Annotated in this window: 11 protein-coding genes and 1 tRNA gene; 7 read left to right on the top strand and 5 right to left on the bottom strand. The window is 45.6% G+C overall.

All coding sequences use genetic code 11. The annotated features are described in order from the left end of the window. The first annotated feature begins 89 nt into the window (after positions 1–89). Positions 90–2,999 carry an RNA polymerase-associated protein RapA gene (rapA, locus tag AACQ42_RS03905; protein ID WP_094164833.1) on the top strand — a complete coding sequence of 970 codons (2,910 nt, stop codon included), beginning with the start codon at positions 90–92 and terminating at the stop codon, positions 2,997–2,999. 77 nt (positions 3,000–3,076) lie between these two features. On the opposite strand, the gene AACQ42_RS03900 is transcribed toward rapA, so the two are convergent. Then, positions 3,077–4,348, bottom strand: a complete 1,272-nt coding sequence (locus tag AACQ42_RS03900) for an NRAMP family divalent metal transporter (protein WP_094164832.1) — start codon at positions 4,346–4,348, stop codon at positions 3,077–3,079. A gap of 248 nt (positions 4,349–4,596) precedes the next feature. Between AACQ42_RS03900 and AACQ42_RS03895 the strand changes: the two genes are divergently transcribed. Together AACQ42_RS03895 and AACQ42_RS03890 are read left to right on the top strand one after the other, a co-directional pair. Beyond that, positions 4,597–5,334, top strand: a complete 738-nt coding sequence (locus AACQ42_RS03895) for an RluA family pseudouridine synthase (protein ID WP_064625906.1) — start codon at positions 4,597–4,599, stop codon at positions 5,332–5,334. A gap of 29 nt (positions 5,335–5,363) precedes the next feature. Continuing rightward, positions 5,364–6,326 (top strand): D-2-hydroxyacid dehydrogenase, encoded by a 963-nt coding sequence (locus AACQ42_RS03890; protein WP_094164831.1) that lies wholly within the window; start codon positions 5,364–5,366, stop codon positions 6,324–6,326. Positions 6,327–6,392: 66 nt separating this feature from the next. Here the strand turns inward: AACQ42_RS03890 and AACQ42_RS03885 are convergent, their stop codons facing one another. The 3 genes from AACQ42_RS03885 to pepA all read right to left on the bottom strand — a co-directional run bounded on the left by AACQ42_RS03885 (position 6,393) and on the right by pepA (position 11,374). Continuing rightward, positions 6,393–9,254 (bottom strand): valine--tRNA ligase, encoded by a 2,862-nt coding sequence (locus AACQ42_RS03885; protein WP_094164830.1) that lies wholly within the window; start codon positions 9,252–9,254, stop codon positions 6,393–6,395. A gap of 94 nt (positions 9,255–9,348) precedes the next feature. Beyond that, on the bottom strand, positions 9,349–9,798 hold the full coding sequence (locus AACQ42_RS03880; RefSeq protein ID WP_013855996.1) for a DNA polymerase III subunit chi: 450 nt from the start codon (positions 9,796–9,798) through the stop codon (positions 9,349–9,351). Between the two features lie 67 nt (positions 9,799–9,865). Then, positions 9,866–11,374 (bottom strand): leucyl aminopeptidase, encoded by a 1,509-nt coding sequence (gene pepA / locus AACQ42_RS03875; RefSeq protein WP_010318842.1) that lies wholly within the window; start codon positions 11,372–11,374, stop codon positions 9,866–9,868. A gap of 189 nt (positions 11,375–11,563) precedes the next feature. Here pepA and lptF point away from each other — a divergent pair, with 189 nt between their 5' ends. Together lptF and lptG are read left to right on the top strand one after the other, a co-directional pair. Beyond that, entirely contained in the window at positions 11,564–12,664 is a 1,101-nt protein-coding gene (gene lptF, locus AACQ42_RS03870) for an LPS export ABC transporter permease LptF (protein ID WP_013855997.1), read from the top strand. 3 nt (positions 12,665–12,667) lie between these two features. Further along, positions 12,668–13,738, top strand: a complete 1,071-nt coding sequence (gene lptG, locus AACQ42_RS03865) for an LPS export ABC transporter permease LptG (protein WP_013855998.1) — start codon at positions 12,668–12,670, stop codon at positions 13,736–13,738. 62 nt (positions 13,739–13,800) lie between these two features. On the opposite strand, the gene AACQ42_RS03860 is transcribed toward lptG, so the two are convergent. Further along, positions 13,801–14,322, bottom strand: coding sequence for an RDD family protein (locus AACQ42_RS03860; RefSeq protein WP_081265531.1), 522 nt, complete (start codon positions 14,320–14,322; stop codon positions 13,801–13,803). Between the two features lie 153 nt (positions 14,323–14,475). On the opposite strand from AACQ42_RS03860, the gene AACQ42_RS03855 reads away from it, so the two are divergent. Continuing rightward, positions 14,476–14,560, top strand: a tRNA-Leu gene (locus AACQ42_RS03855). A 248-nt stretch (positions 14,561–14,808) separates the two neighbouring features. Beyond that, the gene (locus tag AACQ42_RS03850) at positions 14,809–16,059 is read left to right on the top strand and encodes an HD-GYP domain-containing protein (RefSeq protein ID WP_017045406.1); all 1,251 of its coding nucleotides are present in this window, start codon (positions 14,809–14,811) and stop codon (positions 16,057–16,059) included. The last annotated feature ends 322 nt before the right edge of the window (positions 16,060–16,381 follow it).

The raw sequence follows: 16,381 nt of genomic DNA, 5'->3' as shown, positions 1-16,381 counted from the left end.
CACACTCCAACAACAATCATAATTAGGAGTTGCCTTCACGTGGTAGCAGATCGATACAATCCATTCCAAATAAATAAGGTAGTCGATTCATGAGTTTTGCTTTGGGGCAACGCTGGATAAGCGATACAGAAAGTGATCTTGGTTTAGGTACTGTGGTAGCGCTTGATGCGCGTACTGTGACCTTGATGTTTGCTGCATCAGAAGAAAACCGCGTTTATGCACGCAGTGACGCCCCGGTAACACGAGTGACGTTCAATAGCGGCGATGTGGTTGAAAGCCAAGAAGGCTGGTCGCTACGCGTTGAGCAAGTTGTTGAAGAACAAGGACTACTCACTTATCTCGGTACGCGCGAAGACAACGATGAAAGCGGCGTGGCGCTACGTGAAATTTTCTTAAGTCACCAAATCCGTTTCAACAAACCGCAAGATAAATTGTTCGCAGGTCAAATTGATCGCATGGATAATTTTGTGTTGCGTTATCGCGCCCTCACTAACCAATATCAACAACACAAAAGCCCAATGCGTGGTTTATGTGGCATGCGCGCGGGCCTGATTCCTCATCAGCTTTATATCGCACATGAGGTTGGCCGTCGCCATGCGCCCCGCGTGTTATTAGCCGATGAAGTGGGGTTAGGTAAAACCATTGAAGCGGGGATGATCATTCATCAACAAGTGCTTTCTGGCCGTGCGGAACGTATTTTGATTGTGGTGCCGGAAACCTTGCAGCACCAATGGCTGGTGGAGATGATGCGCCGCTTTAATCTTCATTTCTCCATTTTTGATGAGGAGCGCTGTGTTGAAGCGTTTGCTGAAGCACACAACCCTTTTGATACTCAGCAATATGTGCTTTGTTCGCTCGATTTTCTGCGTAAAAGTCGTCAACGTTTTGAACAAGCACTTGAGGCGGAGTGGGATCTATTGGTGGTGGATGAAGCGCACCATCTAGAATGGAGCCAAGATAAACCAAGCCGCGAATACCAAGTGGTTGAAGGATTGGCGCAAAATACCCCAGCGGTACTGCTGCTAACGGCAACGCCGGAGCAATTGGGCCGTGAAAGCCACTTTGCGCGTTTGCGTTTGCTCGATCCCGATCGTTTTTACGATTACGAGGCGTTCGTTGAAGAAGAAGAGCAATATGCGCCCGTAGCCGATTCAGTCAGTGCCCTGTTTTCGGGTGAGAAGTTGCAAAACGAAGCCAAAAACCAAATCACTGAGCTACTTTCAGAGCAAGATGTTGAGCCGCTGTTTCGCATTATTGAAAGCGATGCCGATGAAGAGAGCAAAGCCTCTGCTCGCCAAGAGCTGATTGATAATCTGATGGATCGCCATGGTACAGGCCGCGTGCTGTTTAGAAACACCCGCGCTGCGATTAAAGGATTCCCTGTGCGTAATGTGCACTTGATGCCGATGGAAATCCCCGCGCAATACACGACCTCGATGCGAGTGGCTGGCATGATCGGCGGTAAGCTCAGTGCTCAGGCTCGCGCGATGAAAATGCTCTATCCCGAAGAGATTTTCCAAGAGTTTGAAGGCGATGATGCAAGCTGGTGGCAGTTTGATTCTCGCGTGAATTGGCTGCTTGAAAAAGTGAAAGAGAAACGCAGCGAAAAGATTTTAGTGATCGCTTCTCGCGCTAGCACCGCGTTACAACTGGAGCAAGCACTGCGTGAGCGTGAAGGCATTCGCGCCACCGTTTTTCATGAAGGTATGTCGATTTTAGAACGTGATAAAGCCGCCGCTTATTTCGCACAAGAAGAGGGTGGCGCGCAAGTGCTTATCTGTAGTGAAATCGGCTCTGAAGGGCGTAACTTCCAATTTGCTAACCAGTTGGTGATGTTTGATCTGCCGTTTAACCCAGATCTTTTAGAGCAACGCATTGGCCGTTTGGATCGTATTGGTCAACACCGTGATATCGATATCCATGTGCCGTACCTTAAAGGCACATCGCAAGCGATTTTGGCGCGTTGGTTTGATGAAGGCTTGAATGCATTTGCTGAAACCTGCCCAACAGGCCGCGCTGTGTATGATAAATATGCCGATGATCTGATTGACATGCTGGCTTCGGGAAATATCGATACGCTGGATGAGATCATTGAACAGTCGGCAACGCTCAACAAAACGTTGAAGGCTCAGCTTGAACAAGGGCGTGACCGACTGCTTGAAATACACTCAAACGGTGGTGAAAAAGCATTGAAAATCGTCGAAAGTATAGCATCAACGGATGGCGATACTAACTTGGTTACTTTCGCTTTGAGCTTATTTGATGCGATCGGTTTAAACCAAGATGATCGGGGTGAAAACGCGCTGGTGGTCACACCATCAGAGCACATGATGGTGCCAAGCTACCCCGGTTTGCCGTATGAAGGAGCGACCATCACTTTTGATCGTGATACGGCATTATCGCGTGAAGATATGAATTTCATCAGTTGGGAACACCCGATGATTCAAGGCGGGATCGACCTACTGATGAGCGAAGGCGTGGGAACATCGGCGGTTTCTCTGCTGAAAAATAAAGCACTGCCTGTTGGGACTTTGCTGCTTGAGTTGATCTATGTGGTGGATGCACAAGCGCCAAAACGCAGTGGTATCAGCCGCTTCCTTCCTCAAACACCAATCCGTTTGATGATGGATGCGCGTGGTAATGATCTCTCTGCTCAAGTTGAGTTTGAAAGCTTCAACCGCCAATTAAGCCCAGTGAATCGTCATTTGGCCAGCAAGCTCGTTACGTCAGTACAAAATGATGTGCATAGCTTAATTGCTGCCAGTGAAAGCCAAGTTGTGATCCGTGTTGAAGCGATTCGTGAACAAGCGCAAAAAGAGATGCAGTCGAGCTTAAACGGTGAACTGGAGCGCTTATTGGCGCTTAAAGCAGTCAACCCGAACATTCGTGATGAAGAGATCAGCGCGATTGAAGAGCAGATTAACGAGTTAAGTGGTTACATCGGTAAAGCGCAATTCCAACTGGATTCGTTGCGTTTAATCGTTGTGACGCATAACTGATCCCTTTACTTGGCCCTTGTGGCGTTACATTAAAAATAACAAAGGCCTTTTCGATAAGGCCTTTGTTTTGTCTGCTGTTACATAATCCACTTCCACCAAATAAATAGCGCTAAAAAGCCAAACAGATAAACAAGCCCTACGATAGACAATGCTTTGAGTTTTTTCCCTACTGCGAGTTCAGCCGGTAAAGGTGTTTTAGTCACCAGAATATAGTTGAGCAGCGCAAAAATTGGCGTGGTCATAAATGCCATGATCATCGCAAAATTCAGCATTGGCATCAGTGCTGAAGCCCAAAAGGCAATGATGGCCAGCGCTAAAGCCGATACCACGATAACCCAAGCTTGGTAGCAACGTGGGCTTTGGTCCTCTTTGTTTTGCAAAAGACGTTGTGATTCTGCAATCACTCGTGAATAGCCATCAATGACGGTGATGGTGCTGCCAAAAATACAGAAAAAGGCGATAACTGCAATCAAATAACGTGACCACTCACCTATGGTTGAAGCGTACAATCCGACCAATTGATGCGAAAAGCCGACGCCAGATTTCGAGAGCTCAACGCCTGTTCCGTGTAGTACTAAGGCACCAAGCGCCAAAAATACAATCGCCAAGATTGCAGTACCGATATAGCCCACATTGAAATCAAATAGTGCGGATTGCGGCGTCACTTGCTGCTCTTGGCATTGACGTTTGAGCCACACCGAAGTGATGCTCGAAATCTCAATGGGTGCGGGCATCCAGCCCATAGTCACCACCAAAAAACCGATCGCGGCGAGTGTCCAAGGTGAAGGCGAAATGGTTTCTACCACTATCTGCGCTGGGGTTGCGACGGCAATCACCACGGCGAGTAAGGTGGCGATTGTCAGTACTGCCATAATCATTTTAGAAAGTGAGTCGAGCGCGCGAAAGTGGCCTGCAAAAAGGATCAGCAAACAAGTGGTCAGCACAATCACGGAAAGAACAATATTGCCCAGCTCAAAAGGGACAAAATAGGCCAGTAAACTGGCGCTAAACAGCAGTAACGCGGCGGTGTTTATAATGGCCGATACCACGCTTAAGAGGGCAAAAACCCATAAGTAAGCGCGCCCGAGATGAGCATAGCCTTGTACTAAACTTTTGCCTGTCCCCATGGTGTATTGAATGCCAGCCTTAAAAAAGGGGTATTTTAATAAGTTGACTAGCAAAATGAGGCCTGCGAGTTGCCAGCCATAAATTGCACCTGCTTGAGTTGATGCGACGAGATGAGAGCCGCCGACGGCTGCTGCTGCCATCATAATGCCCGGCCCGAGTGAACGAAGCAGTTGTGGCAGGGTTAAACGTTTGGCCGATTGATAAGGGACGCTGTGTTCCATTCTTGTTCCTTAGACTTGATGTTGTGTTATTTATAATTCTTGCTTTTGAAGCTGACTTTAATGTCAAGCTCATCAATCAATATCACACCCAGTCAATCTGTCAATTTTAAGTTACATTTCAAGTGATATTTCTAAGCAAGGCTAACTTACTGACGATTTCGTGATTTAACGAAACTAAGATGACTCTTCTCTATTGGCTTGGCGGAGAGGTTGTTATAATGCGCCGATTTTTTTAGGAGAAACCTTCGATGGCTATGCTTGAATACACGCCGCCCACAGATCCTTGGATTGATATTGTCTATGAAGATGATCAGATTCTCGCGGTGAATAAACCTTCAGGTCTGCTGTCGGTTCCAGGACGCTTGCCTGAGCATCACGACAGTATGTGGAGTCGTTTGGCTGAGCAATATCCAGAGATCCAAGTTGTGCATCGTTTGGATATGTCGACTTCTGGCTTGATGGTGCTGGCAAAAAATAAATACGCGGAAGGGGCATTGAAAAAGCAGTTTCAATACCGTTTAACGCATAAAATTTATTACGCTCGCGTGTGGGGCGTAATGGAGCTTGACGAGGGGGTGGTTGAGTTACCTCTGATTTGCGATTGGCCAAATCGGCCTAAACAGAAAGTCTGCTTTGAAGATGGAAAACCATCAAAAACTTTATATCAAGTAGCGAAAAGAGAAGAAAAAACGACAATTGTACGTCTTCTTCCTGTAACTGGCCGTTCGCACCAATTACGTGTTCACATGCAAGCTTTGGGTTATCCGATTGTGGGTGATGAGTTTTATGCCCCGCAAGAAGCGCAAGATTTTTCCGATCGCTTAGCATTGCATGCCGCAGAGCTCAGTTTTTATCATCCAAAGAGTCATTGGCTGCGCAATATTTTTGTCGGCTGTGATTTTTATCCCGAAGCACAAGAGCAAATTTTGCAACACTTTGATCCTGAGCGAAAATTACCAGATTACAAAACGTTGCCCCGACCTTAGTGTGATGTGGGTGGCGACAAGGAGCTAATATGTCACTACCCACGGTTGTCTTTCTCGATAGGGCCACAATCCCTGCTTATATTCGATTGCCAAGCTTACCTTTTGTTCATCATTGGCTTGAGTTTGACTTTACTTCTGCCGAACAAGCGCTCGATCGCCTATCTCAAGCCGATATCGTAATCACCAATAAAGTGGTGCTGGATAGGGCGCTACTCTCACAATGTCCGAAATTGCGCTTGATTGCTGTGTCGGCCACAGGCGTCAATAATGTCGATATCGATTACTGTCGTGAAGCAGGCATCGCACTGGTGAATGTTCAAGGCTACGCCACCCGTTCTGTTCCGGAACATGTCGTTGGGATGATTTATGCCTTAAGGCGTAACTTGTTTGCTTATCATCAAGATATTGCCAATGGCGAGTGGCAGCGCAATCAACAATTTTGCTTTTTTACTCATCCGATAGGGGATGTTGCAGGTTCAACGCTTGGTATTGTGGGGAGTGGCGCGCTCGGACAGGCAACTGCAACGTTGGCACGAGCGATAGGCATGCAGGTGATATTTTCTGAACGAAAGGGGGCCAAGTTATGCCGACAAGGTTTTATGCCCTTTGAACAAATGTTAGCGGAGGCGGATGTTGTGAGTTTACATTGCCCATTGAGCGAGCAAACCCGAAACCTGATAGGTGAGAACGAATTAAAGATAATGAAGCCTAATGCATTGTTGATTAACGCAGGCCGTGGTGGTTTGGTTGATGAGCAAGCACTTGTGACAGCATTGAAATCTGGGCAAATTGCTGGCGCTGGAGTGGATGTATTCAGTCGAGAACCAGCGGACAAAACAAATCCCTTACTAGCCAATATGGATTTGCCAAATTTGTTGCTCACACCACACGTGGCATGGGGTAGTGACTCAGCTATTTCACAATTGGCAACGATTTTGATGGATAACATTGCCGCGTTTGAGCGTGGAGAGCACAAAAATCGCGTCTGCTGATGGCGTGAATAAATAAAAAAGGTCGGTATTTTCACACCGACCTTTTTAATGGTAACGCAATCGCGATTATAGCGCGGCTATGGTCGCTTTCTGTTCTTCCAGTTTAACCAAGGTATCTTGATAGCCATTCAGCTTTTGACGCTCGATAGCGACAACGGCTTCGGGTGCTTTAGCGACGAACCCTTGGTTATTGAGTTTGCCTTCAATGCGTTTGATTTCGCCTTGAGTTTTAGCAATCTCTTTTGCTAAGCGCTCTAGCTCCGCATCTTTATCAATCAAACCAGCCATTGGGATCATCAGCTCAGATTGACCAACCAGCGCCGTTGCACAAGCAGGAGTCTCTTCACCCTCTTCAAGAACGCGTAGAGCCTCCAGTTTAGCCAGTGACAACAGCACCGCTTTGTTCGCTTCTAAACGTGCTACTTCTTGCTTGTTGGCGGCTTTTAGCATCACGTTAAGAGGTTTACCTGGGTTGATATCGTACTCGGCACGCAGGTTGCGAATGCTAGTAATAAAGGCTTTCACCCATTCGATATCATCCAGCGCTGCTTGGTTGAAGTTCGTTTCATCGTACTGAGGCAGCGCTTGCAGCATGATGGTGTCACCTTCAACGCCGTCCACTAATGGCTTAATGCTTTGCCAAATAGTTTCAGTGATATACGGGATCACTGGGTGCGCGAGGCGTAATGTTTTCTCTAATACCGTAATTAATGTACGGCGCGTTGCACGTTGCTGCGCTTCACTGCCTTTCCACAATACGGGTTTAGTCAGCTCTAAGTACCAGTCGCAGAATTGGTTCCAGATGAATTCGTAAAGGGTATTTGCCGCCATATCTAAACGGAAGTTGTTGATATGGTTGTTGAACTCTTTAGCCGTCAATTCAAATTGAGACTCGATCCATTTATCGGCTAACGAATACTCAAGCTCGCTACCTGCGTTAAAGCCACAATCGAGATCTTCGGTATTCATCAACACGTAACGGCTCGCGTTCCAGAGTTTGTTACAGAAGTTGCGGTAACCTTCTAGGCGTTTCATGTCCCAGTTGATATCACGACCGGTTGAAGCCATCGCTGCTAGCGTGAAACGCAGTGCGTCGGTTCCATAAGGTTCGATACCATTTTCAAAGGTTTTACGTGTATTTTTCTCGATCTTGGCTGCAAGCTGTGGCTGCATCATGTTGCCACAACGTTTTTCAACCAGAGATTCAAGATCAATACCATCGATCATGTCGATAGGATCAAGCACGTTGCCTTTAGATTTTGACATTTTGTCGCCGTTTTCATCACGGATAAGGCCTGTGACATAAACAGTTTTAAATGGCACTTGTGGTTTACCATTCTCATCTTTACAGAAGTGCATGGTCATCATGATCATGCGTGCAACCCAGAAGAAGATGATGTCAAAACCAGTAACAAGAACGTCAGACGGGTGGAATGTTTTTAGTGCCTCAGTATTTTCTGGCCAGCCTTGTGTACCAAAAGTCCAAAGAGCAGAGGAGAACCAAGTGTCCAATACATCATCATCTTGGCGCAGTACCACCACTGGTGCTAGGTTGTTTTGTTCGCGCACTTCTTCTTCGTTACGGCCGACATAAACGTTGCCGTCGTTGTCATACCAAGCAGGAATACGATGACCCCACCAAAGTTGGCGTGAGATACACCAATCTTGCACGTCACGCATCCATGAGAAGTACATGTTTTCGTACTGCTTAGGCACAAATTGAATCTCGCCATCTTCAACGGCTTTGGTTGCGACTTCCGCTAGTGGCGCTGTGCGTACGTACCATTGGTCGGTCAGCATCGGTTCGATAACCACACCACCACGGTCACCGTAAGGAATGGTGAGGTCGTGATCTTTGATTTCTTCAAGCAGGCCGAGAGCTTCAAATTCAGCTACGATGGCTTTACGTGCCGCAAAGCGCTCCATGCCTTGGTATTTAGCAGGAAGATCGCTGCTGTAAGCGTCACTTGGTTCACCATTGGTGTTGAACACTTCGGCGGCGTCACGAATGTTGGCATCAAAGGTGAAAATGTTGATCATCGGCAGTTGGTGGCGCTTACCGACTTCATAGTCATTGAAATCGTGAGCAGGGGTGATCTTCACACAGCCTGTGCCTTTTTCCATGTCTGCGTGCTCATCGCCCACGATAGAAATGCGACGATTGACGATTGGCAGCATGATCTCTTTGCCGATCAGAGCTTGGTAGCGTGGATCTTCAGGGTTAACCGCTACGCCAGTGTCACCCAGCATGGTTTCAGGACGAGTGGTCGCAACAACGATGTAGTCTTTACCATCTGCTGTTTTTACGCCGTCAGCCAGTGGATAACGGAAGTGCCACATGTGACCTTTGACGTCTTTGTTTTCTACTTCTAGATCAGAAATTGCAGTGTGCAGTTTTGGATCCCAGTTCACAAGACGTTTACCACGGTAGAGTAAATCTTCTTGGTAAAGGCGAACAAACACTTCTTGAACGGCATTGGATAGGCCTGCATCCATAGTGAAGCGTTCACGATCCCAGTCTACCGATGCGCCAAGGCGGCGAAGCTGTTTAGTGATGGTGCCACCTGATTCGCCTTTCCATTCCCAAATTTTGTCGATGAAGGCATCACGACCGTAATCGTGTTTGGTTTTGCCTTCTTCTGCGGCAATTTTACGTTCAACCACCATTTGGGTAGCAATACCAGCGTGGTCTGTACCCACTTGCCATAAGGTATTTTTGCCTTTCATGCGTTCGCAGCGGATCAAAGTATCCATAATGGTGTCTTGGAATGCGTGACCCATATGAAGGCTACCAGTGACGTTCGGCGGTGGGATCATGATGCTGTACGCTTCTTTTGATGTATCACCGTGAGGCTTAAAGTAGCCGTTCTCTTCCCAAGTCTGATACAGAGCTTGTTCGATTGCTGTTGGGTTATATGTCTTTTCCATAGTGCTCTTAAATGGATACTGTGAATGGTTAATCTTAGTCAAACTTCATAAGTGAAGGATCTTGTTAAAGATCGCCTTAACTATAAGGTTTGACCTATGGATGTTGGATCTCGATTGTTTGCAATTGGTAGCCAGCTTGACGGTAGATTTTATACCTTTCGCGTGCTCGTTGCTTTGCTTTTTCTTCGCAGGGGACGAAGTCTACCACCTCAGCAAAGGCGTTCGCAAAGGTTGTATGATTATCCGCCACATTTATTACCAGTTGACGATTCCAATTGGGTTTGACGTTGGGGTAGCCAATCTCGATATGAGTAGAGTATTTCGGGCCTTCACCCACCAGATTGTGCGCGACAAACTGTTCTGCAGGCACTTGCCATAAATGTTCGGCAAACTGTTCAGCGTGAGTTTTATCATCACAATGCAGATAAATTTTTGCCCCTTGTTTGGCGAAGTGATGAGCCAGAAATAGGATATATTGCTCAAAGCCTGCCTGCGTTGCTTGAGGGCTTTCTTCGTTCACAATGTAAAAGGTGGCTCGCTGCATGTTGTCACCTACTATCTAATCGCTCATCAACAAAAAAGGGCCTTGCGGCCCTTTTCACATTTTGAGGTTATTCCTCAGACTCTTGGCCGCTGCGGTTCAATAAGAACTGGACGAGCAATGAGACGGGACGACCTGTTGATCCTTTTGCTGCTCCTGACTTCCATGCCGTGCCAGCAATATCCAAATGCGCCCAGTTATATTTCTTAGCAAATTTAGATAAGAAGCAGCCAGCGGTAATCGTACCACCAGGGCGACCACCGATGTTTGCCATATCAGCAAATGGACTCTTTAGCTGCTCATGGTACTCGTCGGCCATTGGTAGACGCCATGCGCGATCGCTTGCTTGTTCTGAAGCATTAACCAATTCATGCGCTAATGGGTTGTGGTTTGAAACCACGCCACTGATGTGGTGACCTAATGCAATCACACAAGCGCCAGTTAGTGTTGCCACATCTACCACGCAATCGGGTTCAAAACGCTCAACGTAAGTGAGTGCATCACATAGAACTAAGCGACCTTCGGCATCGGTATTGAGTACTTCAACCGTTTGGCCAGACATAGTCGTGAGAATGTCACCAGGGCGATAGGCATTGCTGCCTGGCATGTTTTCACAACCGGCTAAGATACCCACGACATTTAATGGCAATTTCAATTTAGCCAATGCTTTCATTGCGCCAAAGACTGACGCCGCACCGCACATGTCATACTTCATTTCATCCATGCCTTCGCCTGGTTTTAATGAAATACCGCCGGAATCAAACGTTAGGCCTTTACCCACCAACACAATTGGTTTTGCATCTGGATCTGGGTTGCCTTTGTACTCAATGACCGACATCATCGACTCATTTTTTGAGCCACGACCGACGGCGAGATAAGAGGTCATGCCCAACTTTTCCATCTCTTCTTCACCAATGATTTTGGTGGTGACGCTCTCGTAGTCGTCCGCTAAGCGGCGCGCTTGAGATGCAAGATAAGCTGGGTTGGCAATGTTGGGTGGCATATTGCCAAGATCTTTCGACGCTTTCACACCGGATGCAATCGCAAGGCCGTGTGTAATCGCGCGCTCACCTAAGTTAAGCTCACGGCGAGTCGGTACGTTAAAGACAAGTTTGCGCAGTGGGCGGCGAGTCTCCGGTTTCACGCTCTTGAATTGATCAAAGGTGTATAGACCATCTTTCGTTGCTTCAACCGCTTGGCGTACTTTCCAATAAGTATCGCGGCCTTTAACGTGTAGTTCAGTCAGAAAACATACGGCTTCCATTGAACCCGTTTCGTTCAGTGTGCTGATGGTTTTTTGAATGATTTCTTTGTACTGACGTTCGCCTAATTCGCGCTCTTTACCACAACCTACCAGTAAAACGCGTTCAGACAGAACACCAGGGACTTGATGCAGCAGTAGCATCTGGCCGGGTTTACCCTCGAGATCACCACGGCGAAGTAGTGAACTAATATAGCCGTCGCTGATTTTATCAAGCTGCTCTGCTACTGGAGAAAGGCGGCGTGGTTCGAACACTCCAACAACGATACATGCGCTACGTTGTTTCTCTGGACTGCCACTTTTTACACTGAACTCCATGCGTACTCCTACATCCTGAAGACAAATAGAACTAAATGTTAGATAATGCGCTCTTAGTGGTTGAATCCGAGTTTGGATCTACTTTTAATTGAACGCCCAACAGTTAGTGAAAATTTTAAAAATAAAAGGTTCAACGGGAAATTATAGTGATTCAATCAAAAAAACAAGTTTTGTATAGGTAATTTCAGCGTGATTATTGTTAGATATTTGATCCGCGAGACACTCAAGAGCCAATTTGCGATCTTTTTCGTACTGTTTCTCGTGTTTCTTAGCCAACGATTTATTCGCGTTTTGGCTGAAGCTTCCGATGGTGACATTCCAGCACGAATGATCTTATCTATTGTAAGTTTAAATATGCCCGCAATGGGGTTATTAATGCTGCCTTTGAGTTTGTATATCGGCATCTTACTGACTTTTGGGCGTTTGTACGCAGAAAGCGAAATTACGGTGATGAATGCCACTGGCATCGGCAATAAATTTTTGATCCGTGCTGCACTCTATTTGGCTTTGATCACTTCAGGTGCTGCAGCATTTAACGCATTCTGGTTGGCACCTTGGAGCCAAGATAAAGAAGCACAATTAATGGAGCAGCTCGCAGCAGAAAATAGTGTTGATTTGCTACAGAAAGGACAATTTCAACGCACACCAGATGGTTCCTCGGTGGTTTTCATCGAAAATATTGAAAACAAAAAACTGCATAATGTGTTTGTTGCGCAGCTTGCACCAAAGGATTCGATACTCCCAAGTGTGATGTTCTCTAATTCTGGTGATGTTAAAGAGCTCAGTGATGGCCGTCAGATGATCACCATGTATGACGGGATTCGCTATGAAGGCGTGCCAACACGCGTTGATTATATGATCACAAAATTTGACGAATACGAAGGTTTAATTGGGCAGCGTGAAGTTAAACCCAAAGGACGCGATTGGGAGGCGTTACCGACATCCAATCTGCTTTCCAACCCGGATCGAAGAGCGAAAGCTGAGTTGCAATGGCGAATTTCTCTGGTGATTTGTATTCCGTTACTCACCATGCTGGTGGTCCCTTTGTCGGCGGTTAACCCTCGGCAAGGACGCTTTGCGAAAATGGGACCTGCAATCTTAATTTATTTGGCCTATTTTATGGCCATCAGCGCAACCAAGTCCGCCATTGAAGATGGCTCACTTGCTACGGTGATCGGTATGTGGCCAATCAATGCTGCGTTACTTTTGGCGGCGATTTCAGTGAATATCATGGACAGTGTGCCAGTGCGGCGCTTCAAAGATAAACTAAGACTAAAGAAGGCAGCATAACGCGTGTTTAAGATTTTAGATTTATACGTCGGCCGTACTATTGTTGCGACAACCTCGCTAGTGCTGGCGACCTTTGTTGGTTTGTCCGGCATTATCAAATATGTTGAGCAATTGAGAAAAGTCGGGGAAGGAAGCTACGATTTACTGCAAGCTTTACTGTTTGTGGTGTTGAGCATTCCTCGTGATATCGAGATGTTTTTTCCTATGGCCGCCTTACTCGGTGCGTTGATTGGGTTAGGTATGTTGGCATCAAGTTCTGAGCTCGTTGTCATGCAAGCTGCGGGGTTTTCTAAGCTTAATATCGGTATGTCGGTATTAAAAACCGCAGTGCCATTAATGATCATTGTCACCTTGCTTGGCCAATGGGGAGCACCCCAAGCGCAGAAGATGGCGCGAGATCTGCGCGCTTTTTCTCTCTCTGGCGGTAGTATTGTTTCAGTGCGTAGCGGTGTGTGGGCTCGCGATGTGAATGATTTTATCTTTATTGGTAAAATTGATGACAACAAACTCTATGGCTTAAATATGTGGCGCTTTGATAACAATAAGAGTTTGCAAAACATCCTTTTTGCCGAAGAGGTGGATTACGATAAAGACAATCAATGGGTAATGAAAAATGTTCAAATCACCGACATGCGCGATGATGTATTGATAACAAAGCAAACATTACCCGAATATCGTTGGACGACTTCATTAGCTCCAGACAAACTAGCAGTGGTCACGGTCAAGCCTGAAGAGTTGTCACTGAGTGGCTTGTATGATTATGTCAGCTATTTAAAAACGTCGGAGCAAGATGCTTCACGGTACGATCTGGCGTTGTGGCGTAAAATTACTCAACCTTTTTCTATTGCTGTGATGATGCTAATGGCACTATCGTTTATTTTTGGGCCATTGCGCAGCGTTACTATGGGCGCAAGGATTTTGTCAGGCGTGATTGCAGGCTTTACATTTTATATTTCCAGTGAGTTTTTCGGCCCACTGAGTCTTGTTTATGGTATCCCACCAGTGTTTGGTGCCGTCGCACCCAGTTTGGTGTTTCTCAGCGTTGCCGTAATGTTGTTAAGACGAAAACTCTAAAAATGACAGGTAAGAACTATCAACAAAAAGGAAGGGCAAACCTTCCTTTTTGTTATTCCGGCTCAATTAACTTTAGGAAGTACCACTACTTTAGTTTTGGCCCAAATATCTTGGAACCCTCTTTTTTGTTGATCAAAGGGTACGGTGAGGTTTGCCAAGCCAAAGCCTGAGGTGAACAAACGTATTAAAGCTTGCGTGGCGCTGATTGAATTTCCATCTTGTTCGTTAATTATCAAAAGTCGCCAAGCACGCATCCCTAATGTCTGGCCTGCTCTTGTCCAGAAAAAGACGAAGAAGTAGACCCAGACAGCGGCAAGGTAAAATGTGTAAACATAGCTCCAAATGGGATGACGAGTGAGAAGGTCGCTGACATCTGCATACGAGCCATAGCCCATCACATTTAACGCAACGAGAGCTTCTAATATAGCAACGACAACACCAGCAGCCATCATCTCAAGAGCAATGATGATTAATGCATCGTAAATGAGCGCACCAAATCGGCGTAGTAATCCGGCAGGCGGTAGAGAAATAGAGTTACTCATCATATCTAAACATCTTTTGTATTCGCGAAATTGCAGCAGCATATAGCCTCGAAGAGGATCTGAAAAGAGAAGAGACGCACAGCTTGAAGGTTTGTGGTGAAAATATCGGCAAACGATTTGTATTTCAATATTTTGTTATTGCGCCAATAACTTTCTTACGTATAATGCCAACCATCAAAGGGCAATGCCCAAGATGCCGGTGTGGTGAAATTGGTAGACACGACGGATTCAAAATCCGTTTCCTTCGGGAGTGGCGGTTCAAGTCCGCCCACCGGTACCATAATTTAAACAACAAAGCCTCGACGAAAGTCGGGGCTTTGTTGTTTTTGTCCTCGAAATAATAGTCCACTATCTTAGATAAATGGGACTCTTTTGATAGCCTTCACATACTTCTATACTGAACAGCGCACATTTCTCGCTTCTAGCCATACACATTTATATCAACACTACTAATATGTAGTTGATGAACTTTTGAGTGGCTTCTTTTAAACTCATTAACTACTTAGTACTTAAGGTGTTATATAAATTGTGGCAAGCATAAAAATCACAGTAGATAGATTGCAGCCTGGCCTGCACATTAAGTTGCCCGTAAAGTGGAACGAACACCCCTTTCTTTTTAATAGCTTTAAGATTAAATCCCAAGAACAGATTCAATTGATAAAACACTTGGGGATTCAACATGTTTATATCAATCCTGCGCAAAGCGATACTCAACCCTTACCTGTCAATACGCAGCCGGAAGCCATAGAAGAATCTTCAGAGATGGAGAGTGAGGCTGAAAAATTGTGGGAAGAGAAGCAGAAACGGATTGAAAAGTTGAACGCATATCGTAGGCGAGTTCTAAACTGTGAAAAAGAGTTTGAGCGTTCTCTATCCCGTATGCGTGCGGTAATGAACAAGATACGCAATCGGCCAGAGGATGCGATAGATGAAGCTTCAATTTTGGTTGAAGATATCGTCGATAAGCTACTGAGTGAAGATAGCGTTACGCTGCATTTAATGAATGGCAAAAGTGAGTTTGAAGACATCTACTTTCATTCACTCAACGTTTCGGTCATTGCAATGATGATAGGAAAAGCGAAAGGGTATGATGCTCAAAAAATCAAAGAACTTGCTTTTGCTGCGCTGTTTCATGATATAGGCAAAATTAAGGTTCCCACCGCGATTGTTAGAAAGAAAACAACACTGACAGAGCCCGAACAAAATTATCTCAAATTACATACTAAGTATGGTTTGGATATTGCGAGTCATATCGATAGCTTTCCAGAAAGTGCAAAGAGAGTAATAGAACAGCATCATGAACTTAATGATGGCAGTGGGTATCCGCTTGGTTTAAAGGAAGCGGCTATTGATGAGCTTTCACAGGTCATTACGGTCGCGAATGTATTTGATAATTTGTGTCATCCCAATATCGTTGCAGAGCAGAAGATTCCTTATATTGCACTTTCCTATATGTATAAGCATTGTAATCACTTATATAGTAACGAAAACTTAAACGTATTGGTTAAATTTATGGGTGTTTTCCCTCCAGGAACCGTTGTTCAGCTTTCTAACAATATGGTTGGGTTAGTCATCTCCGTAAACGCTAGCCACTTACTATATCCTAATGTATTGATTTACGACCCTTCGGTTCCGCGAACTCAAGCGCCCATTATTGATTTAGCTGATCGAGATTTGAAAATTGTTAACGCCATTCTTCCGCATAAACTTCCGGATAAAATCCGAGACTATCTTAACCCACGCTCTAGAATCTCTTATTTCTTCGATAGTGATGAGTAATATGCTTCTTTGTATTGCCTCAGTGCGAGCTTTCATTGACGAAGAAAAGCACGCAATATGAAGTGTGTCACCTTAATGCTCTGGTGATAACAAGGAGATTTAGAGAGGGAAATAGGTCGCTAATTAATCGATATTTAACGCTTTGGCGTCTTTTTGTTCACTTGAGCTATCAGAAGGTACTTTTTTCTAAAAACCGCTTGCACTCATCTTCGTTCTCCCTATAATGCCGCCTCACTGACACGGCACAGCCAGTAAGGGTTCAAGCCCAACCAGCAGCCAATCAGTAGGTCAAATCAGTAAGACGAAATAATTTAATAAAGTG

Origin of the sequence: Vibrio sp. V12_P9A6T4 (assembly GCF_963874835.1) — a bacterium.
In the GTDB taxonomy this organism is placed as follows: domain Bacteria; phylum Pseudomonadota; class Gammaproteobacteria; order Enterobacterales; family Vibrionaceae; genus Vibrio; species Vibrio anguillarum.
This window is presented reverse-complemented; position numbering and strand designations above follow the sequence as displayed.